The 19,753-nt window shown below is 65.3% G+C and carries 23 protein-coding genes; 9 read left to right on the top strand and 14 right to left on the bottom strand.

The window, feature by feature from the left end:
- Positions 1 to 24: 24 nt before the first annotated feature.
- Complete coding sequence (locus U0025_RS11660; protein ID WP_004207560.1) at positions 25 to 1,314, bottom strand: MFS transporter; 1,290 nt, start codon at positions 1,312 to 1,314, stop codon at positions 25 to 27.
- Positions 1,315 to 1,437: 123 nt separating this feature from the next.
- On the opposite strand from U0025_RS11660, the gene U0025_RS11655 reads away from it, so the two are divergent.
- On the top strand, positions 1,438 to 1,986 hold the full coding sequence (locus U0025_RS11655) for a TetR/AcrR family transcriptional regulator (protein ID WP_004207559.1): 549 nt from the start codon (positions 1,438 to 1,440) through the stop codon (positions 1,984 to 1,986).
- On the top strand, positions 1,983 to 2,468 hold the full coding sequence (locus U0025_RS11650; protein WP_004207558.1) for a GNAT family N-acetyltransferase: 486 nt from the start codon (positions 1,983 to 1,985) through the stop codon (positions 2,466 to 2,468). Before U0025_RS11655 ends, U0025_RS11650 begins: the two co-directional genes overlap by 4 nt.
- Positions 2,469 to 2,527: 59 nt before the next feature.
- On the opposite strand, the gene rpoH is transcribed toward U0025_RS11650, so the two are convergent.
- Positions 2,528 to 3,442 carry an RNA polymerase sigma factor RpoH gene (gene rpoH, locus U0025_RS11645; protein ID WP_004207557.1) on the bottom strand — a complete coding sequence of 305 codons (915 nt, stop codon included), beginning with the start codon at positions 3,440 to 3,442 and terminating at the stop codon, positions 2,528 to 2,530.
- A 78-nt stretch (positions 3,443 to 3,520) separates the two neighbouring features.
- Entirely contained in the window at positions 3,521 to 4,471 is a 951-nt protein-coding gene (locus U0025_RS11640) for an RluA family pseudouridine synthase (RefSeq protein ID WP_004207556.1), read from the bottom strand.
- Between the two features lie 17 nt (positions 4,472 to 4,488).
- On the opposite strand from U0025_RS11640, the gene U0025_RS11635 reads away from it, so the two are divergent.
- Positions 4,489 to 4,890, top strand: a complete 402-nt coding sequence (locus U0025_RS11635; protein ID WP_004207555.1) for a M67 family metallopeptidase — start codon at positions 4,489 to 4,491, stop codon at positions 4,888 to 4,890.
- Positions 4,891 to 4,981: 91 nt separating this feature from the next.
- Complete coding sequence (locus U0025_RS11630) at positions 4,982 to 5,635, top strand: histidine phosphotransferase family protein (RefSeq protein WP_004207554.1); 654 nt, start codon at positions 4,982 to 4,984, stop codon at positions 5,633 to 5,635.
- Positions 5,636 to 5,651: 16 nt separating this feature from the next.
- On the opposite strand, the gene U0025_RS11625 is transcribed toward U0025_RS11630, so the two are convergent.
- From U0025_RS11625 to map, 6 genes are all read right to left on the bottom strand, one after another.
- On the bottom strand, positions 5,652 to 6,161 hold the full coding sequence (locus U0025_RS11625) for a DUF4269 domain-containing protein (protein ID WP_004207553.1): 510 nt from the start codon (positions 6,159 to 6,161) through the stop codon (positions 5,652 to 5,654).
- Positions 6,158 to 7,207 (bottom strand): NAD(P)H-dependent flavin oxidoreductase, encoded by a 1,050-nt coding sequence (locus tag U0025_RS11620; RefSeq protein ID WP_174320744.1) that lies wholly within the window; start codon positions 7,205 to 7,207, stop codon positions 6,158 to 6,160. Before U0025_RS11620 ends, U0025_RS11625 begins: the two co-directional genes overlap by 4 nt.
- Before the next feature lie 43 nt (positions 7,208 to 7,250).
- Positions 7,251 to 7,553, bottom strand: coding sequence for a helix-turn-helix domain-containing protein (locus tag U0025_RS11615; RefSeq protein ID WP_004207551.1), 303 nt, complete (start codon positions 7,551 to 7,553; stop codon positions 7,251 to 7,253).
- Between the two features lie 120 nt (positions 7,554 to 7,673).
- The gene (glnA, locus tag U0025_RS11610; RefSeq protein ID WP_004207550.1) at positions 7,674 to 9,086 is read right to left on the bottom strand and encodes a type I glutamate--ammonia ligase; all 1,413 of its coding nucleotides are present in this window, start codon (positions 9,084 to 9,086) and stop codon (positions 7,674 to 7,676) included.
- A 94-nt stretch (positions 9,087 to 9,180) separates the two neighbouring features.
- Positions 9,181 to 9,519, bottom strand: a complete 339-nt coding sequence (locus U0025_RS11605; RefSeq protein ID WP_004207549.1) for a P-II family nitrogen regulator — start codon at positions 9,517 to 9,519, stop codon at positions 9,181 to 9,183.
- Between the two features lie 335 nt (positions 9,520 to 9,854).
- Positions 9,855 to 10,685, bottom strand: coding sequence for a type I methionyl aminopeptidase (gene map / locus U0025_RS11600; protein WP_170828743.1), 831 nt, complete (start codon positions 10,683 to 10,685; stop codon positions 9,855 to 9,857).
- Positions 10,686 to 10,768: 83 nt separating this feature from the next.
- On the opposite strand from map, the gene U0025_RS11595 reads away from it, so the two are divergent.
- The 3 genes from U0025_RS11595 to U0025_RS11585 all read left to right on the top strand — a co-directional run bounded on the left by U0025_RS11595 (position 10,769) and on the right by U0025_RS11585 (position 12,482).
- Entirely contained in the window at positions 10,769 to 11,251 is a 483-nt protein-coding gene (locus U0025_RS11595; protein WP_004207547.1) for a GFA family protein, read from the top strand.
- The gene (locus U0025_RS11590) at positions 11,248 to 12,003 is read left to right on the top strand and encodes a competence/damage-inducible protein A (protein ID WP_004207546.1); all 756 of its coding nucleotides are present in this window, start codon (positions 11,248 to 11,250) and stop codon (positions 12,001 to 12,003) included. The genes U0025_RS11595 and U0025_RS11590 overlap by 4 nt, the downstream gene beginning before the upstream one ends.
- A gap of 77 nt (positions 12,004 to 12,080) precedes the next feature.
- Complete coding sequence (locus U0025_RS11585) at positions 12,081 to 12,482, top strand: hypothetical protein (protein WP_004207545.1); 402 nt, start codon at positions 12,081 to 12,083, stop codon at positions 12,480 to 12,482.
- Positions 12,483 to 12,510: 28 nt separating this feature from the next.
- On the opposite strand, the gene U0025_RS11580 is transcribed toward U0025_RS11585, so the two are convergent.
- From U0025_RS11580 to U0025_RS11565, 4 genes are all read right to left on the bottom strand, one after another.
- The gene (locus tag U0025_RS11580) at positions 12,511 to 12,864 is read right to left on the bottom strand and encodes a YbaN family protein (RefSeq protein WP_004207544.1); all 354 of its coding nucleotides are present in this window, start codon (positions 12,862 to 12,864) and stop codon (positions 12,511 to 12,513) included.
- Between the two features lie 98 nt (positions 12,865 to 12,962).
- Entirely contained in the window at positions 12,963 to 14,267 is a 1,305-nt protein-coding gene (locus tag U0025_RS11575) for a sensor histidine kinase (protein ID WP_037491643.1), read from the bottom strand.
- A 169-nt stretch (positions 14,268 to 14,436) separates the two neighbouring features.
- A complete protein-coding gene (locus U0025_RS11570; RefSeq protein WP_004207541.1) occupies positions 14,437 to 15,102 on the bottom strand; it encodes a response regulator transcription factor in 666 nt (221 codons plus the stop codon).
- 48 nt (positions 15,103 to 15,150) lie between these two features.
- Positions 15,151 to 15,489: a hypothetical protein gene (locus U0025_RS11565; RefSeq protein WP_004207540.1), complete on the bottom strand. Its 339-nt coding sequence runs from the start codon at positions 15,487 to 15,489 to the stop codon at positions 15,151 to 15,153.
- Between the two features lie 70 nt (positions 15,490 to 15,559).
- Here U0025_RS11565 and U0025_RS11560 point away from each other — a divergent pair, with 70 nt between their 5' ends.
- Complete coding sequence (locus U0025_RS11560; RefSeq protein WP_004207539.1) at positions 15,560 to 17,053, top strand: DUF389 domain-containing protein; 1,494 nt, start codon at positions 15,560 to 15,562, stop codon at positions 17,051 to 17,053.
- A 4-nt stretch (positions 17,054 to 17,057) separates the two neighbouring features.
- Here the strand turns inward: U0025_RS11560 and U0025_RS11555 are convergent, their stop codons facing one another.
- Positions 17,058 to 17,783, bottom strand: coding sequence for an SIMPL domain-containing protein (locus U0025_RS11555; RefSeq protein WP_004207538.1), 726 nt, complete (start codon positions 17,781 to 17,783; stop codon positions 17,058 to 17,060).
- 140 nt (positions 17,784 to 17,923) lie between these two features.
- Between U0025_RS11555 and U0025_RS11550 the strand changes: the two genes are divergently transcribed.
- Positions 17,924 to 19,702 (top strand): ABC-F family ATP-binding cassette domain-containing protein, encoded by a 1,779-nt coding sequence (locus tag U0025_RS11550; protein ID WP_004207537.1) that lies wholly within the window; start codon positions 17,924 to 17,926, stop codon positions 19,700 to 19,702.
- The last annotated feature ends 51 nt before the right edge of the window (positions 19,703 to 19,753 follow it).

Raw genomic sequence — 19,753 nt, 5'->3', positions numbered from 1 at the left:
CGCGCGCCGTCGTCATCGATTCCTTCAGGCGGTCGCCAGGCTCGGCGTACGGCCCCGGTTGATCAGCAGGACCAGCGCTGCGCCGATCAGGCACAATATGCCGGCCGCGATGAAGGCGGGCATATAGCTTTGCCAGGCGGTGCGCGACAGGCCGCCGGCCAGCGCGGCGCTCGCCGCGCCCAGCTGATGCCCGGCAAAGATCCAGCCGAACACGATATTCGCCTTTTCGGGGCCGAAGCGCTGCGCCGTCAGCTTCACCGTCGGCGGCACCGTCGCCACCCAGTCGAGGCCATAGAAGATGGCGAACAGCGACAGGCTGTAGATCGAGAAGTCGCTGAACGGCAGGTAGAGGAGCGATAGGCCGCGGAGGCCATAATAAAAGAAGAGCAGCCAGCGATTGTCATAGCGGTCGCTGAGCCAGCCCGATGCCAGCGTGCCGGCAAAGTCGAACAGCCCCATCATCGCCAGCATCGACGCCGCGCCCACTGCTGCCAGTCCATAATCGCCGCACAGCGAGATGAAATGGGTCTGGACCAGGCCATTGGTGCTGGCACCGCAGATGTAGAAGGAGAAGAAGAGGATCCAGAAGGTCGGCACCTTCGCCACGTCGCGCAGCACGATCAGCGGCGTCGCCAGCAGCGCGCCCAGGCTGGCCGGCTGGGCAGGAACGGGCTGGATCGCCTGTTCGCCATAGGGGGCAAGGTTCAGGTCCGAAGGCCGGTCGCGCATCAGCAGCATGACCGCGACGGCCGCGACCAGGATCGCGCCGCACACCAGCAGCATCGCCGTGCGCCAGCCATAGCTGCCGGTCATGCTGGCCAGCAGCGGCAGGAAGGCGAGCTGGCCGGTCGCGGTGCTGGCCGACAGCAGCCCCATCACCAGTCCGCGCCGCTCGCTGAACCAGCGGGTGGCGACCGTCGCGCCCAGCACCATGGCGGTGAGGCCGGTGCCGACGCCGATCACCACGCCCCAGAGAAGGACGAGTTGCCACAATTGCGTCATGCCAAGCGACAGCAGCAGGCCGCCAATGACGATCGACAGCGAAATCAGCATCATCCGCCGCACACCAAAGCGGTTCATGAAAGCGGCGGCAAAAGGCCCCATGCCCCCGAACAGCAGGAAACGGATCGCCAGCGCCCCGGAAATATCCGCCGCGCTCCAGCCAAATTCCTTCTGCAGCGGCACGATGAACACGCCCGGCGCGCCGACCGCGCCGGCCACCACCAGCATGGTGAGGAAAGTCGTGCCCGCGACGGCCCAGCCATAATGGACATTGCGCGCGGCCAGGCGGCGGGCGAACATGGTGGACAGCATCGACTTCCCCTTGGATTGGCCCTTGGACTGGCCCCTGAACTGCTTCTTGAGCCGGAAAACGGACTGGCGTTAAATGATGGGTATCATATATAAGGTCAAGAGGCCAATTGGAGTGTCGGAATCATGAAAGTCAGCCGTGAACAGGCCGAACGTAATCGCGAGAAGGTGGTGGATGCCGCATCCCGGCTCTTCCGCGCTCGCGGCGTCGAGGGCGTCGGCATTGGCGAGGTGATGCGCGAATGCGGCCTTACCCATGGCGGTTTCTACAACCAGTTCGAATCGAAGGAGGCGCTGGCGGCCGAAGCCTGTGCCACGTCGCTCGCGCGCGGCGCGGCCAAGTGGCGTCGCCTGTCGGCCGAGGATGGCCCGGATGCCATCACCGCCGATTATCTGAGCGCCCGCAACCGCGATGCGCCCGAAACCGGCTGCGCGCTGATCGCGCTTGGCCCCGATGCCGCGCGTAAGGGCGGGCCGCTCGCCACTGCCTTTCGCGAAGGGTTTGAGGATCTGACCGCCGCGTTGCAAAATGCCGGCATTGCCGATCGCGACGCAGCGCTCGCCCGCATGGCGCAACTGGTCGGCACGATGGTGCTGGCCCGCGCGGTGGACGATCCGGCGCTGTCGGAGGAATTGCTGGCGGCCAATCGCCGCGCCCTGGGTGTTGAGGCATGAGCGGCAGCGCCCAATGGCGACCGATGGGGCAGGGGGACGTGGACGCAGTGGCGGCCATTTCCGATCGGGTTCATGGCGCCTATACGGAGAAGCCTGCCATCTATGCCGAACGGCTGCGCCTCTATCCGGCGGGTGGCTTCCTGCTGGAGCGGGACGGGCAGGCGCTCGGCTATCTCGTCACCCATCCCTGGGCCGGGGACCGGCCGCCAGCGCTGGATCAGTTGATGGGCAGGCTGCCGGACGCACTCGACCGCTATTATCTCCACGACCTGGCGCTACTGCCCGAAGCGCGTGGCACTGGCGCCGCTGCGGCCGCCGTCGACCTGACCGTGGCACAGGCCCGCGCCGCCGGCTTCGATCGCATCACCCTGACAGCCGTCAACGGCGCGGACGCCTTCTGGCGCCGACAGGGTTTCGTCGACGCGCCGGTTGCCGCCGACAGCTATGGCGCGGACAGTGTCTCGATGGTGCGGATGCTCTAAGACGAAAAAAAAAAGCCCCGGATCGCTCCGGGGCTTCTTCTTTTTCTTGTGTCGCCGGATCAGGCCGCGGCGAAGCGTGCCATCTTTTCCAGCTTGCCGCCGGCGATGCGCATCATCGCCTTCTGCAGCTTCTCGAAGGCGCGAACCTCGATCTGGCGGACGCGCTCGCGCGACACGCCATAGACCTGGCTGAGTTCCTCAAGGGTCTTGGGCTCCTCGGCCAGGCGACGCTCGGCCAGGATATGCTTCTCGCGGTCGTTGAGGTCGGTCATCGCCTCGACCAGCATCTCGTGACGCTGGGTGCGTTCCTGCTCCTCGGCGACGCGTTCGTCCTGCAGCGGATCGGTGTCCTGCAGCCAATCCTGCCACTGGCCGTCGCCATCCTCGCGCATCGGAACGTTCAGCGAGGTATCACCGCCCATCGCCATGCGACGGTTCATCGACACCACGTCATCTTCCGACACGCCCAGATCGGTCGCGATCTTGGTCACGTCCTCGGGGCGCAGATCGCCATCCTCGAACGCCTCGATATTGTTCTTCATCCGGCGCAGGTTGAAGAACAGTTTCTTCTGCGACGCGGTGGTGCCCATCTTGACCAGGCTCCAACTGCGCAGGATGAATTCCTGGATCGACGCGCGGATCCACCACATGGCGTAGGTCGCCAGGCGGAAGCCGCGTTCGGCCTCGAACTTCTTCACGCCCTGCATCAAGCCGATATTGCCTTCGCTGATCAGTTCGCTGACCGGCAGGCCATAGCCGCGATAGCCCATGGCGATCTTCGCCACGAGGCGCAGGTGAGACGTGACGAGCTGGGCCGCCGCCTCGGGATCCTGATGTTCCTCGTAGCGCTTCGCGAGCATATATTCCTGCTCGGGGGTCAGCAGCGGAAACTTGCGAATTTCCGACAGATAGCGGTTGAGGCTGGCTTCACCGCCCAGCGCCGGAACCGCGGGGACATTGCTCCGATTGGCCATGTCACAATTCCTTCCCTTTACATGCGCGCCAGGCGAACCCGAAAGTGGCATCCGCTGGCCGCGCAAACTTGTCAGAACCTATACGTGAAGCTCGCTTAACAGTTCCTGCATATCTGCAGGCAGGGGACTGTCGAAAGCCAGGGGTTCCTCCGTCACAGGATGTATGAACCCCAGCCGTTTCGCGTGCAATGCCTGCCTTTTGAAACCCAGCGTTTCCAGTATTGATTTGAAACCTTTTCTGTCTCTACCGTAAACCGGGTCACCGATCAAGGGGTGACCCAGATGCGCCATATGCACGCGAACCTGATGGGTGCGGCCGGTTTCCAGCCGGCATTCCACCATCGCCGCGCCACGCAGGCGCTCCATCACGCGGTAATGGGTGACGGCATGTTTGCCGCGCCCTTCCCGATGAACCGCCATCTTCTTTCGATCAGCGTCGGACCGCCCGATCCAGGCATCGACCGTGCCGGACCCCGGCGTTGGAATGCCATAGACGATCGCGGCATAGAGCCGGTCGATACTGTGATCCTTGAACTGCCGGGCCAGGCCCTCATGGGCCTTGTCCGACTTAGCAACGACCAACAGGCCGGAAGTATCCTTGTCGATGCGATGAACGATGCCGGGACGCGCCACGCCGCCAATGCCGGATAACTGACCATCGCAATGGTGCAGCAGCGCATTGACCAGCGTGCCGTCCAGATTGCCGGCCGCCGGGTGGACCACCAGGCCCGCAGGCTTGTCCACCACGATCAGGTCGGCATCCTCATGCACGATGTCGAGCGGAATATCCTGCGCCACGGCGTCGAGCGCGACCGGGGCGGGCAGGGTGATGCTGTAATCCTGCCCCACCGCCACCTTCATCGACGGGTTGAGCGATCGACTGCCAGAGACGATCTGTCCCTCGACGATCAACGCCTTGATCCGCTCGCGCGACAGGTCGGGCAGCAGTTCGGCCAATGCGCGATCGAGGCGCAAACCCGCCTGGGCTTCGCCTATCGTCGTTTCAATGATGGAAACCCCCGGAATCATTGCCTAGGGATGTAGGAATGAAGGCCGAAATTTCAAGGGTGCTGCTGGAACAAATCATGGCCCTGGCTGCGGCCGAGCCGGGGGAGGTCTGCGGCCTGTTGCTGGGGCAGGGCGCGCGCATCGACGTGATCCTGCCAGCGGCCAATGTCGCGCCTGACCCGGCCCGTCATTTCGAACTGGCGCCAGCCACCTTGCTGGACGCGCATCGGGCCGCGCGCCGGGGCGGACCGGCGGTGCTTGGTCATTATCATTCCCACCCATCGGGCGTTCCGATTCCGTCGGAAACGGACCGGGCCTGCGCCGCGCCGGACGGCGCCTTGTGGCTGATAGTCGGCGGAGGGACGGTGCGCGCATGGGTGGCTGGACCGGACGGGGAGGGGGGCGTGGTCTTCGTGGAGGCGTTGCTCGACATAAGGTGATGCAAAGGGGGTGAGCCGGGCTTGCATCATCGGCTGGGGAAGCCTAGCCGGGAAGGTGTCTTTTTCCGTAAATCCGGCGGCCTCCATCTCCATGACCCATCTGATCGACAGCATCGAATTTGCCAGCCTTCTCTGCTCGCGCCTCTGCCATGACCTGCTGAGCCCCGTCGGGGCGCTCAACAATGGCCTGGAACTTATGGCTGACGAAACCGACCCGGACATGCGCCAGCGCTGCCTGGACCTGCTGGCCGACAGCGCCCGCACGTCGGCCAACAAGCTGAAATTCTTCCGCCTGGCCTTCGGTTCGGCGGGCGGTTTTGGCGATGCGGTGCCGCCGCATGAGGCGAAGGTCGCGATCGAGGGCATGTTCGCTTCGGGTCGGGTGAAGCTTGGCTGGATGGTCGAGGAACAGATGCTGGCCAAGCTCGCGGTCAAGGTGCTGCTCAATCTCGCGCTGATCGCCGGCGATGCGCTGGTGCGCGGCGGGCAGCTCGACATCGGCGCGGAGAAGCGGCCGGGCGTGACGGAGATCGTGGTGCGGGGCGAGGGGCCGAAGGTCATTCTCGACCCCGAACTGCGCGCGGCGCTGGCGGGAACCTTGCCGGCCGGTGGCCTGGCGTCGCGCACGGCGGCGGCCTGGATGGTGCGCGCGCTGGTGATGGAGGCTGGCGGCGAGATCGTGCTGTCGCCGCCGGGCGATTCGGTGCTGCTGTTCGGCGCCGCCATCCCCGACCGCGCAGAATAATTCGGGTCGGAAAAACTCAGGGCAGCAGGGCGCGCAGGGCTGCGTCGTCCTGTTTCTCCAGTTCCAGCAACGCGACATAGGGATTGCCCGTCAGGCCGAGCAGCGTGGCAAAGGCGGGCTCGGTCTTCAGGCCGCGATGGCGCAAGGCCATGATCGCCTGCGCCAAAGCAGGACCGCCCAGATCGAGCAGGCGTCGCTCGACACAGAAATGGCGCCAGCCATGTTGCTGCGCAACCGGCAAGGCCTGGCCGAAAATCTCGAACGGCCAGTCCCATGCGCGAAAGCGGACGATCATGGCATCAAGGTCGGGTCGTGCATGAACCGCAAAATCGGGGCGATCGCCGAAATGCTCGGTCAGCAAGGTGGCAAAGGCATCGAAATCCCGCACTTCGCAGACGATATCGATGTCGCTGCCCGGCAGGTCGAGGCCAAGCGGCGGCGTGCCCGCAACATGCGGATCATAGGGCGCCAACAACGTCAGGGCGCCGGTGCGTTGCAGCGCGACGTCATGCGGGACGCGGCTCATGCCTCGCGCATCGCCGCCGCGATCGCCGCGATCAGCTCTGCGGCTGGCAGGGCGCGGGCGAGAGGCGCACCCTGGCCCGCCCATTGCGCGCCATAGCCGCCTTCGCCCTGGATCTTGGCAGCCGCGTTGAGCGCCTTCCCGGCGGCATAGGCGCGCGGATAGTCGGGCACATCGCCACCATTTTCAGTGCCCCATTGGGTGAAATGATTGGCAAGGCAGCGGGCCGGGCGGCCGGAAATGGCGCGGGTCATGACCGTGTGCTGGGCGGCCGGGCCGGCAAGGGCGGCGCGATAGGCGGCGTCGGCGCTGCTTTCCGGGCAGGCGATGAACGCCGTGCCCAGTTGCGCCGCCACCGCGCCCAGGTCGAGCGCGGCGCGCACGCAACGTCCGTCCATGATGCCGCCGGCCGCGATCACCGGCAGGCCGGCCTTCGCCACCAACAGGCGGGTCAGCGCGAAGGTGCTGAGCATCGCATCGGGCACATCGGGATCGAACATGCCGCGATGGCCGCCGGCTTCAAATCCTTGCGCCACCAGCGCGTCGATCCCGGCGGCACGCGCGGCGCCTGCCTCGTCCAAATTGGTGACGGATGCCAGCAACAGGCAACCCGCCTGCTTGAGCGCCGCGATCTGCTGCGCGCCGGGCAGCCCGAAATGGAAGCTGACCACGCGTGGGCGCGCTTCGACCAGCAGGTCGAGCATCGCCGGGTCTTCGGCAAAGCTGCGATAGATGGTCTCCAGGCTGGCGGGCGGCGCCGCATTCTGCGCGGCAAAGAGCGGCGTCAGCGCCGCCAGCCACGCCTGCTCCGCGGCCGGGCGCACGCGGGGCGGCGCATGGACGAACAGATTGACGTTGAACGGCCGGTCAGTGCGCGCGCGTGTTGCCGCAATCATGGCGCGCGCACCCGCTGCGTCGGTTGCCCCCACGGCGATCGATCCCAGCGCCCCGGCATTGCTGACGGCGGCGGCCATCGCCGGCGTCGATACGCCCGCCATCGGCGCCTGGATCAGGGGAAGGGAAAGGTCTAGCGCGTCGATCGGGTTCATGCAGTTCATGTGGGCGGTGGCGATCGATCCTGCAACAGCCGGATCAGACGTCGTCGGTACCCACCGGGCCGCCTTCGCCTTCCATGCGGTTGATTGCGCGCACGTCGCGTGCGGTGAATTTCAGGCGAACGCCAGCGCCCTGTTCGCCATCCTCCGGCAGGAAGACGGCGCCACCCTGTTCCAGTACCAGGCGCAGTCGTGCCTTTGCATCGTCACCCGGATCGGCGCGCCCGGCTTCGAAATCGGCCAGCATCGGCGTATCGATCCCCGCAAGGCGCGCGACATGATCACGCGGCCATTCCACCAGGGCGCGGGCGGCGCGGGCAAGCTTTCCGCTGATCTGCAAGGCGAGTCTCCCTTCGTCGATGCGTGGTGCAGGAATAGAACAGCACGTCTGCCGCGCCGCAACGGAAAAGGCCCGGCCGCTTGCGCGACCGGGCCCGTCCTCCAGCAACCTGTGAAAGGATCAGGCGCTGTAATACATGTCGAATTCGACCGGCGAGGGGGCCATTTCCCAGCGATACACTTCGGGCCACTTCAGTTCGATATAGGCATCGATCTGGTCCTTGGTGAACACGTCGCCCTTGAGCAGGAACTCATAATCGGCTTCGAGGCTGTTCAGCGCTTCACGCAGCGAACCGCAGACGGTCGGCACCTGGCTCAGCTCTTCGGGCGGCAGGTCATAGAGATTCTTGTCCATCGCGGCGCCCGGATGGATCTTGTTCTCGATGCCGTCGAGGCCGGCCATCAGCAGCGCGGCGTAGCAGAGATAGGGGTTGGCCATCGCGTCGGGGAAGCGGAATTCCACGCGCTTCGCCTTGGCACCGGCGCCGTAGGGAATACGGCAGGAGGCCGAACGGTTGCGGGCCGAATAGGCCAGCAGAACCGGGGCTTCGAAGCCCGGCACCAGGCGCTTGTAGCTGTTGGTGGTCGGGTTGGTGAAGGCGTTGAGGGCCTTGGCGTGCTTGATGACGCCGCCGATGAAGTAGAGGCAGGTGTCGGACAGGCCGGCATAGCCTTCGCCCGCGAACAGCGGCTTGCCGCCTTCCCAGATCGACATGTGGGTGTGCATGCCCGAACCATTGTCCTGCGCGATCGGCTTGGGCATGAAGGTCGCGGTCTTGCCATAGGCCTGGGCGACCATCTGCACGACATACTTATAGATCTGCATGCGGTCGGCGGTCTGGACCAGCGTACCGAAGGTCAGGCCCAGTTCGTGCTGCGCGGCGGCGACTTCATGATGATGCTTGTCGCAGGGCAGGCCCATTTCGAGCATGGTCGACACCATTTCGGCGCGGATGTCGGTGCAGGGATCGACCGGCGCGACGGGGAAATAGCCGCCCTTGGCGCGCGGACGATGACCCAGGTTGCCGCCTTCATATTCCTTGCCGGTGTTGGTCGGCAGTTCGATGTCGTCGATCTTGTAGTAGCTCTGCGAGTAGTCATTCTCGAAGCGCACATCGTCGAACATGAAGAATTCGGCTTCCGGGCCGACATAGATGGTGTCGCCGAAACCAGCCGACTTGACGAACGCTTCGGCGCGCTTGGCGCACGAACGCGGGTCGCGCGCATAGAGTTCGCCGGTGTCGGGCTCGACGATGTCGCAGAAGATGATCAGCATCGGGGTGGCGCTGAACGGATCGACATAGACGGCGTCCAGGTCGGGCTTCAGGATCATGTCCGACTCGTTGATCGCCTTCCAGCCTTCGATCGACGAACCGTCGAACATCAGGCCCTGGGTCAGCTCATCTTCGCCGAGGACCGAAGACACCATGGTCAGGTGCTGCCACTTGCCCTTGGGATCGGTGAAACGGACATCGACCCACTCGATTTCCTTTTCCTCGATCATCTTCAGGATGTCTTTTGGCGTGTTGGCCATGTGCAGTTGCCCTTCTCTATGGATACCCCCCCGAAGGGGTCGTTGAAGCCTGTGTCCGCCGGACCCCTGTCCGCCGGCTAGAACCTGTCGAAAATCAGATGGCGTCGCTGTCGCGTTCGCCGGTGCGGATGCGCACCGCGCCCTCGATGGCGGAAATGAAGATCTTGCCGTCGCCGATGCGGCCGGTCTGGGCGGCGCTGCAGATCGCTTCGACGACCCGGTCGGCCAGGGCGTCGTCGACGACGACCTCCAGCTTCACCTTGGGCAGGAAGTCGACGACATATTCGGCGCCGCGATACAGTTCGGTATGGCCCTTCTGGCGGCCGAAGCCCTTCGCCTCGGTGACGGTGATGCCGGACACGCCCACTTCGTGCAGCGCTTCCTTCACCTCGTCCAGCTTGAACGGCTTGATGATCGCCTCGATCTTCTTCATCACTTAATCCCAACCCATGACGCACGAACGGACGCGGGTTGGCCCGCATCCTTCAACCTTCAAGCGACGATCATCATGCCCCCCGAGGCAAGCGCCGTCTCCCTTAACAATCAATTACCGTGCCAAGTGGCGAATCGCTAGGCCTGCTTTCGGCGATGCAGCAATCTTTGTCCATATTGCCCGGATTCCGGGCAATATCATGTCATTCTGCCTGTTTTTTGGGCAGTGGTTGAACGGCCCGTCATGCAAAAGGCCCGCCCCGTCGACGCCGATCGGTCATGATCTCGATGGCATGAACGGAGCGGGCCTTTGGGACCGCCATGGGCAGGCAGAAATCAGCGCGCGTAGGGCGGGCAATCGAGGCCGGTCGGGCTCTTGGTGAAGATCTCGCAGCCGGTTTCGGTGATGCCGATGCTGTGCTCGAACTGCGCCGACAGGGTGCGGTCGCGCGTCACCGCCGTCCAGCCATCGTCCAGCATCTTCACGCCGGGCTTGCCGATATTGATCATCGGCTCGATCGTGAAGAACATGCCGGGCTTCAACTCCGGGCCGGTGCCGGGACGGCCGACATGGACCACTTCAGGGCTGTCATGGAAGACGCGGCCCAGGCCATGGCCACAGAAATCGCGGACCACGCCATAACGATGCTTTTCGGCATGACGCTGGATGACATGGCCGATGTCGCCCAGATGATTGCCGGGCTTGGCCTGCTCGATGCCCAGCATCAGGCATTCATAGGTGATTTCGACCAGCCGCTTCGCCTTGATCGGCGCATCGCCGGCGATGAACATGCGGCTGGTGTCGCCATGCCAGCCATCGACCAGCGGGGTGACGTCGATATTGAGAATATCGCCGTCCTTGAGCTTATAGTCGCCCGGAATGCCATGACAGATGACATTGTTGAGCGAGATGCAGCAGCTATGGGTATAGCCGCGATAGCCCAGGGTCGCCGGCACGCCGCCGCCGTCCAGGGTCATGCGGCGGACAATGTCGTCCAGTTCGCCGGTGGTCACGCCCGGCACCACATGGGGCACCAGCGCGTCGAGGATCTCGGCGGCCAGTCGGCCGGCCTTGCGCATGCCTTCGAAACCGGCCGCGTCATAGAGCTTGATCGCGGTCGAGCGGGAAACCGGCGCGTCGGCCGTCATCGTCATATATTCGGTCATGTGGTTGATATAGACCCTGCGATCCGGCATTGCGAGTGTCTTCGCTCAGCCCCGCGGTCGCTATCAGGAAAAGAGAAACGGACATGGTGATGGAAGGCGGATGCGCCTGTGGTGAGGTGCGCTATCGGGTCGATGCAGACCCAATCTTCGTCAACAACTGCCATTGCAGCCTGTGCCAGCGGCAGAGCGGCGCGGCGTCCGCGGTCAATGCCTTTGTCGAGGTCGATCATCTCCATCTCCTGTCCGGCGACCTCAGCGAACATGTGGTCCCCACCGGCAGCGGCAAGACCCAGGTGATCGTGCGCTGCGCCAACTGCGGCACCGCGGTCTGGAGCTTCTATCCCCGTCTCGGCCGGGCGGGCGCGGCGATCCGCGTCGGCACGCTCGACGATCGCTCGGCGATCCGGCCCGATGCCGCGATCTTCGTGGCGGACCGGTCGGACTGGACCGCCTTGCCGGCCGACGTGCCGGTCTTCGAGGCCAGCTACAAGCCGGCGGACGTCCTGCCGCCCGATCGGCTGGCCCGGCTGATGGCGCTTGCCGCCCGTGCGGAGCCGCTGGCATGAGCGACCGTATCTGGACCGCCGCCGTGATCGTGATCGGCGATGAAATCCTGTCCGGCCGCATCCAGGACAAGAATGTCGCGCAGATCGCCACCTGGCTCAATGTCCAGGGCATCCGCCTGCGCGAGGTACGGGTGGTGCCCGATGTGCAGGACGCGATCGTCGAGGCGGTGAACACGCTGCGTGCCCGCAACGACTATCTCTTCACCACCGGCGGTATTGGGCCGACCCATGACGACATCACGGTCGATGCGATCGCGGCGGCGCTGTGCGTCGGTGTGGAAATCCATCCCGAAGCGCGGGCGATATTGGAGCGCTATTATGTCACGCGCGGCGGCCTCACCGACGCGCGGTTGCGCATGGCGCGGGTGCCGGCGGGCGCCGACCTCATCGAAAACCGCATGTCGGGTGCGCCGGGCATCCGCCACGGCAATATCTTCATCATGGCCGGCGTGCCGCACATCACCGCCGGCATGCTCGACAGCCTGACCGGCACGCTGGAAGGCGGCTTGCCCGTCCTCTCCGCGACGATCGGCTGCTGGGTCGCGGAAAGCGAGATCGCCGACCTGCTCGGCGCCACCGAGCGCGCGCATGACGGCGTCCAGATCGGCAGCTACCCCTTCTTCCGCGAAGGGCGCACCGGCGCCAATTTCGTCATCCGCTCGACCGATCAGGCGGTGCTGGATGCGTGCGTCACGGACCTTGGCGCCGCGCTGACCTCCGGCGGCTGGCTCCCGGTGCCGGGCGGTATCTAGCCAAGAAACATCCGTTGCGGTGACAAGAAGGCCTGGCGGCGGTACAGCGCAGTTCCACTTCTAAAAGAGAATTCTGCATGCTTACCGCGCGAACCTACAGTGTCACGATAGCGCGCAACTGGCGCGAGCTTTACGAAGCGATCTGGCAGCCGGAGATATTCCCGAAATGGGCATCGGGCCTGACCGAGGCCGATCTGCGCAGGGGCGGCACCGGATGGATTGCCGACGGTCCCGATGGGCCGATCGTGGTTCGCTTCACGCCGCACAATGAATTTGGCGTGATGGACCATTTCGTCGAGACCGGTGATGGTCGGGAGGTTCATGTCCCGCTGCGCGTGATCGAGAATGGGGATGGGGCAGAGGTGATGCTGACGCTTTTTCGCCAGCCCGGTATGAGCGACGAGGATTTCGCGCGCGACGCCAAGTGGATTACCCGCGATCTACGCGCGCTGCGCGATTATGCAAAGGCGCTGGGCTAGGGGCTGATATTGATCCCGCCGAGGCGGCTCAGCTTTCCGGGCGGGTCCAGATCCAGCTGCCGCCGATCAGCGCTGCGGCCAGCGGGATCAGATACCAGGGGAAGGGGGAGAAGATCAGCGCCAGGATTGCGCTGAAGGCGAAGGCGCCGAGCGCGGCCTTCTTGCCCTTGCGGCTGATCGCGCCGCGTTCCCGCCAGCGGCGGATATGCGGACCGAAATGCTTGTGATCCAGCAGCTTTGCCTCCAGTTCCGGGCTGGAGCGGGCAAAGCAATAGGCCGCGAGGATCATGAAAGGGACGGTCGGCAGCAGCGGCAGGAAGGCGCCTAGCGTGCCCAATCCGATCGAGAGGAAGCCGGCAATGAGATAGAGATGGCGCCGCACCCGTCGATCCCGTCTGGAATGGGCCGATGCGGCCCGGTCTGTCCTGTCTATGCTATTGATTTGCAGGAACGCAATTGCCTTTCGTCGCGCGCCTTTTGTCAGGCGGCCGGCAGGCGCAGGCGGACCAGCAGTCCGCCCAGATCCTCGCTCTCCTCCAGTGCCACCGACCCGCCATAGATTTCGGCGACATCGCGGACGATGGCGAGGCCAAGGCCAGTGCCGGGCTTGCCCGAATCGAGGCGCACGCCGCGATCGAAGATGCGCACCCGGTCGGCTTCGGGAATGCCCATGCCGTCATCCTCGACCATGATCTCGACCATTGCGCCAACCCGGCTGACCGTCGCGAACACGCTGCCGCCGCCATATTTGGCGGCATTCTCGACCAGATTGCCCAGCATTTCGTCCAGATCCTGCCGCTCGACGCGGACCGCCGCATGCTTGTCGCCGTCCATGTCGACCCGCGCATCCTGATAGAGATGGCGCACCGCGCGCTCGACCGCCTCCAGGCTGGCCCAGACCTCGGCCCGGCTCTGCGCTGCGCCGCGCCGGCCAACGGCGCGGGCGCGGGCGAGGTGATGGTCGACCTGGCGCCGCATCGTCGTCGCCTCGCGCACCACCGTTTCGCCCAGGTCCGGCGCATTGGCGGTGGCCGCGTTCATGATGACGGTCAGCGGCGTCTTGAGCGCATGGGCGAGGTTGCCGGCATGGGTGCGCGCTTCCTCCGCCTGTCGCTCATTATGGGCGAGCAGCGCGTTCAGTTCCTCGACCATCGGCAGCACTTCGGCGGGCATGGGTTCGGTCACCCGGCTCTTGTCGCCATCGCGCATCTTGATGATTTCCAGCCGCACCTTGCGCAGCGGCCGCAGGCCATAGATGGTCTGCAAGGTGGCGAGCAGGATCAGGCCCAGCGCCAGCAGCGCGAAGCTCTTGAACAGGGTCGATCGCAGCGTCTTGATCTGGCCATCAAGGCCCTGGCGCGCCTGCGCGACCATGAACATCCAGCGCGCATCGGAACCGGGCAGGATGACGCTGCGCTCCATGACGCGCAGATCCTCGCCGGGAAACTGCTTGCTGTCATAGACATGGAAATTGCGGTCGGCATGGTCACCCGGCACCTTGAGCGCCCGGTCCCAAAGTGATCGCGACCGCCAATCCTCATGCCCCTTGGCGCTGATCTGGTAATAGAGGCCGCTATTGGGTTCCAGGAAGCGCTGGTCGGCCAGTTCGCGGTTGAACAGCACTTCGCCGTCCGGGCCGATCTCGGCCGCCGCGATCATCGCGGTCAGCACATAATTCATGCCATCGTCGAAATTGCGCGTCACCGCGTCCGACAGCACCCGGTCGAGCGCGACGCCACCGCCCAGCAGCAGCACGCTGATCCACAGCGCGGCAATGCCGATCATGCGGCGGCTGATCGACCCGGTGGACCGGACGGGGGAGGGCGACGGGCTGGCCATGCGAAATGATCCTACACCCGTTCACTGCTGGCGCAGCCGAGAAACATGGCCGATGGGACGGACCTGCTTGCCTGTCGACTTCGCCCGCAGCGAACGGAGGCGGATGGAGCGCGGATCAGCGCCCCGGCTCGTCCAGGCTGTAGCCAAGGCCGCGGATGGTGGTGATGACATCGGCGCCGAGTTTCTTGCGGATGCGCGTCACGAACACTTCGATCGTGTTGGAATCGCGATCGAAATCCTGGTCGTAAATATGTTCGATCAGCTCGGTGCGGCTGACCACCTTGCCCTTGTGGTGGAGCAGATAGGACAGCAGCTTATATTCCTGCGCCGTGAGCTTCACCGGATCGCCCTTCAGCGTCACCTTGCCCGAACGGGTGTCGAGGCGAACGTCGCCGGCGATCAGTTCGCTCGACGCGTTGCCGCTGGCACGGCGGATGAGCGCGCGCAGGCGGGCGATCAGTTCCTCGCTCTGGAACGGCTTGGCCAGATAATCGTCGGCGCCGGCATCGAGGCCCGCGACCTTGTCGGACCAGCTATCGCGCGCGGTCAGCACCAGCACAGGGAAGCTGCGGCCTTCCTTGCGCCAGCGATCAAGCACTGTCAGGCCGTCGATCGTCGGCAGGCCCAGGTCCAGGACCACGGCGTCATAATTTTCGGTCGAGCCCAGGAAATGGCCATCCTCGCCATCGGTGGCGAGGTCGACGGCATAGCCGGCACCTTCCAGCGTGTTCCTGAGCTGCTGGCCCAGACTCGGTTCATCCTCGACGATCAGCAGGCGCATAGGGTTCCGTTTCTTGTTATCGACGCAAAGAGGTTGGGCGGCGCGCGGTCAGCGCGCCCAGCCGATGATATCGCCTGTCCGGCCGTCGGCATCAACCCACATCACCTTGCCGTCCTTCACATATTTCAGGCGATAGCGATTGGTGGAGGGATTGAACTCGCTGCCGACATAGGTGGCACCGCCCACCTGGGCGTCGACCCGGCGCTTGATCATCGAAAAGGGCATGACCTGGCCGTCCAGCATCGCGCGGCGCGCGGCATCCTGCTCGTCACGGCGGCCACCGGCTTCGGCGACCGGTGTCATAAGGGATAGGGCCATAATTGCGGCCAGTCCGGCAGTCAGGCTTTTGGCGATCATTGTCATGGGCATGGCATAGGCGAAGCGCATTGAACAGGTGGTGAATGACCGGTCATTCCGCGCTGGAAAGGAGCGGTCGGGCGAATTAAGCTTGCCAGCCATGCAGATGGAAGATGACAGGCCCGTAGCCGATGCGCTCTTGTGGCGCTCCGTGCCGCGCTGGTGGCGCAGCCATGTGATCCGCGGGATCGATCATCAGGCGGTGCTCGAAAGGGTCCGGGCCGATGATGGCTGGAGCCCGTCCTACGCCTTCATGATCCTGATGTCGGCGGGCATTGCGGTGCTCGGCCTGCTGCTCTCCTCGCCGGCCGTGGTGATCGGTGCGATGCTGATCTCGCCGCTCATGGGGCCGATCGTCGGGCTGGGCTTTGGCCTTGCCATGACCGATGCGCGCGAAATCCGCCGGACGATCATCGCGCTGGCGGGCGGGGCGCTGGTGGCGATCACGTTCACCGCCTTCATCGTCCTGCTGTCGCCGTTGCAGACGGTGACCAGTGAAATCGCCGCGCGCACCCGGCCCAATCTGTTCGACCTGATGGTCGCGCTCTTTTCCGCGCTGGCGGGCGCCTATGCGATGATTCGCGGCAAGGCGGGGACGATCGTCGGTGTCGCGATCGCCACCGCGCTGATGCCGCCGCTGGCAACTGTCGGCTTTGGCCTGGCGACGCTTAACGCAACAGTCGCGGGCGGTGCGTTCCTCCTCTTCTTCACCAATTTCGTGACGATCGCCCTGGCCGCGGCGATCATGGCGCGGCTCTATGGCTTTGGCCGGCGCCTGTCGCCCAGCCAGAGCTGGCTGCAGATGGTTTTCATAGGCGCAATCTTCGTCGCACTGGCAGTGCCGCTCGGCCTGTCGCTCGGCCAGATCGCCTGGGAAGCGCGGGCCGCCCGCGATGCGCGCGATGTCATCCGGCGCGAATTTCCCGATGGCGCCCGGATCGCGCAGCTCGACCTGGATTTCGCCGCCAGGCCGCTTGCCGTGACCGCCAGCGTCCTCACCAGCCATTATGAGCGCGATGCGTCTGCGCGGGCAGGCCATATCCTGGGCGACATGCTGGGCAAGCCGGTGTCGCTGGATATCGAACAGATCCGGGTGGGTGAGGGGACGGAGGCCGACAATGCCCAGTTGCTCGCCGCCCAGACCGCCCGGCGTGAGGTGCAGGGCCAGGTCGATCGCCTGACCGACCGGCTGGCACTGGTCGCCGGTGTCAATCCCGATGCGGTGACGGTCGATACCGCGCGCAAGCGGGCGGTAGTGCGGGCGCGGGCTTTGCCGGATGCGGGCCTTGGCGCCTATTGGGCGCTGGAGCGGCGGGCGGCGGCGGCAACGCCGGGCTGGGCGATCGAGATTACGCCGCCGACCCTGCCCCTGCCGTCACTGGCGCTGGATGATGAAGGGGCCGTGGCGGACAAGGATCGGCTGGCGCTCGTCCTGTGGGCAGTGCAGCGCACCGGCCTGCCGATCGACCTGTCGATCAAGGGTGAGGGGCATGAGGGGCTGCTCAGGCCCTTTGCCGATCGTGGCATCGACGCGCGGCTGGTCAAAGGCGCCAGCGCGGACCTTGCGGTGCCGCACTGGCGCGTCGAGGAATGACGGTTTAGCGTTCCAGCGCGTACTGGACCGTCAGGCTGATCGATGCGCTGACCTGGCCCGGTTCCACCGGGGTCGGTGCGGCGTCGGCCTTGAACCGGGCCGCCATCAGCGGCATCGGCGCATTGCCGCCGCTGCTGCTTTCCGAGATCGAGACCAGCCGGGCCGAGCGATAGCCTGCCGCCTGGGCATAGAAATCGGCCTGGGCCTTGGCGGTCTTGAGCGCGGTGGCGCGGGCCTGGGCCTGAAGCGGGCTCGGATCCTCGATCGAGAAGCTGGGCCCGTTGATGTTGGTCGCGCCGGCCTGCACCAGCGTATCGAGCAGCGCGCCGACCTTCTTCACGTCGCGTACCTTGACGCTGAGCTGGTTCGACGCCTCATAGCCCAGGAAACGCGGACCGGACGGCTGGCCATCGCGATTGCTGTAATCATATTGGGCGTTGAGGTTGATGCCGCTGGTCTGGATGTCGGTCTTGGCGATGCCGGCCCTGGCTAGCGCCGCGATCAGCCCGTCCATCTTGGCGGCATTGTCCTTCATCGCCTGGGCCGCGGTCGGGGCCTTGGTCTGGACGCCGGTGCCGATGGTCGCGACATCGGGTGCGGCCTCGACGCTTTCGGTGACGTTCAACGTCACCACCGGCGCGGTCTCGGCGATGGTGACGCTGGTCTGGGCAACAGCCGCGACAGGCAGTGCGGCGGCGCCAAGCGCCATCAGGGCGAGAGCGGATTTCATGGACATGGTCTCCTCTGTAAGTCCTGCACCCGTTTTTGGCCTGGGTGCGATGAATGGACGCTGTCCTGCGTTGAAAGCCGTCCGACAGCTTTCCGGTTCCACTCTTGCCCCGACGCCCGATAGGCCCTAGCTGCACCGCCATGGCAGCACCCATTCTCTCCTTCGAAAATCTCGGCCTCTCGCAGGGCAGTCACTGGCTGTTCCGGCATATCGACATACATGTCGGCCAGCGCGACCGGCTGGCGTTGATCGGGCGCAACGGCGCGGGCAAGACCACCTTGCTCAAGCTGATCGGCGGCCAGATCGAGGCGGATGAGGGCATTCGTTCGGTGCAGCCGGGCGCGCGGGTGGTGACGCTGGAACAGGATCCCGACGTCAGCGCCTTCAAGACGCTGCATGATTTCGCGCTGGCCGGCGCATTCGCGCCGCCCGCCCATGAGGTGGAGGCGATCGCCGACCAGCTGGGCATCGACCTGTCGCGCGAGGCCGCGACCGCGAGCGGCGGTGAGCGCCGCCGCGCCGCTATCGCCCGCGCGCTGGCGAGCGAACCGGACCTGCTGCTGCTGGACGAGCCGACCAACCATCTGGATATCGCGGCGATCGACTGGCTGGAAAGCTGGCTCGCCCGCTATACCGGCGCCTTCATTGTCATCAGCCATGACCGTGCCTTCCTGACCCGCCTGACCCGCCAGACCTTGTGGCTCGACCGTGGCCAGATGCGCCGCAACGAGATCGGCTTCGGCGGTTTCGAGGACTGGATGGAAGCGGTCTATGCCGAAGAGGCGCGCGCCGCCGAGAAGCTGGACGCCAAGCTCAAGATCGAGGCGCACTGGCTGGAGCGCGGCGTGACCGCCCGGCGCAAGCGCAACCAGGGCCGCCTGGCCAAGCTATGGGAGATGCGCGCCCAACGCGCCGCGATGCAGGGGCCGCAGGGCACTGCCAAGATCGCGGTGGCGAGCGACGACAGCAAGACCAAGAGCGTCATCAAGGCCGAGCATGTCACCAAGACATTTGGTGACCGCACCATCATCAACGACTTCTCGCTGCGCGTGCAGCGCGGCGACCGGATCGGCATCGTCGGCGGCAATGGTGCGGGCAAGTCGACTTTGCTCAAGCTGCTGACCGGCGAACTGGCGCCCGACAGCGGCGCGGTGACGCTGGCCAAGACGCTGGACATGATCTTCATCGATCAGCAGCGCAGCCTGATGCAGGGCGACAAGAGCGTGCGCGATGTGCTGGCCGAGGGCGGCGACTGGATCGACGTGCGCGGCGTCCGCAAACATGTCCATGGCTATCTCAAGGACTTCCTGTTCGATCCCTCGTTGGCCGAGGCGAAGGTCGGCACCCTGTCGGGTGGCGAGCGTTCGCGCCTGCTGTTCGCGCGCGAATTTGCCCGCGAATCCAACCTGCTGGTGCTGGACGAACCGACCAACGACCTTGACCTCGAAACGCTCGACCTGCTGCAGGAAGTCATCGCGGACTATGATGGCACGGTGCTGATCGTCAGCCATGACCGCGATTTCCTCGATCGCACCGTCACCGTGACGCTCGGCCTCGACGGATCGGGCAAGGTCGACGTGATCGTCGGCGGCTATGCCGACTGGATCGCCAAGCGCGATCCGCGCCGTGCGCCCAAGGCGGAGAAGAAGGAGGCTGCGGCACCGCCGCCGCCCAAGCCGGCCTCGACCAAGCTGACCTACAAGGACCAGCGCGACCTCGATCTGCTGCCCAAGAAGATCGAGGAACTGGAAGCGGCGATCGCCCGCGACGAGGAGGCGCTGGCTGATCCTGCGCTTTATACCCGCGACCCGAAGAAATTCGCGGCGCTGACGGCTGCGATCGAGAGGGCGCGGGGCGAAAAGGACGCGGCCGAGGAACGTTGGCTGGAACTGGCTGAGAAGGCCGAGGGCTTGGGCTGAACCCCTTGCGCTGCCCTCTGCATCTGATAGCCAACGGGCTGGATGATCTGA

The sequence above is a fragment of the Sphingobium yanoikuyae genome (genome assembly GCF_034424525.1).
Taxonomy (GTDB): domain Bacteria; phylum Pseudomonadota; class Alphaproteobacteria; order Sphingomonadales; family Sphingomonadaceae; genus Sphingobium; species Sphingobium yanoikuyae.
The sequence above is the reverse complement of the archived record's forward strand: the minus strand, read 5'-3'. Positions and strand labels throughout refer to the sequence as shown.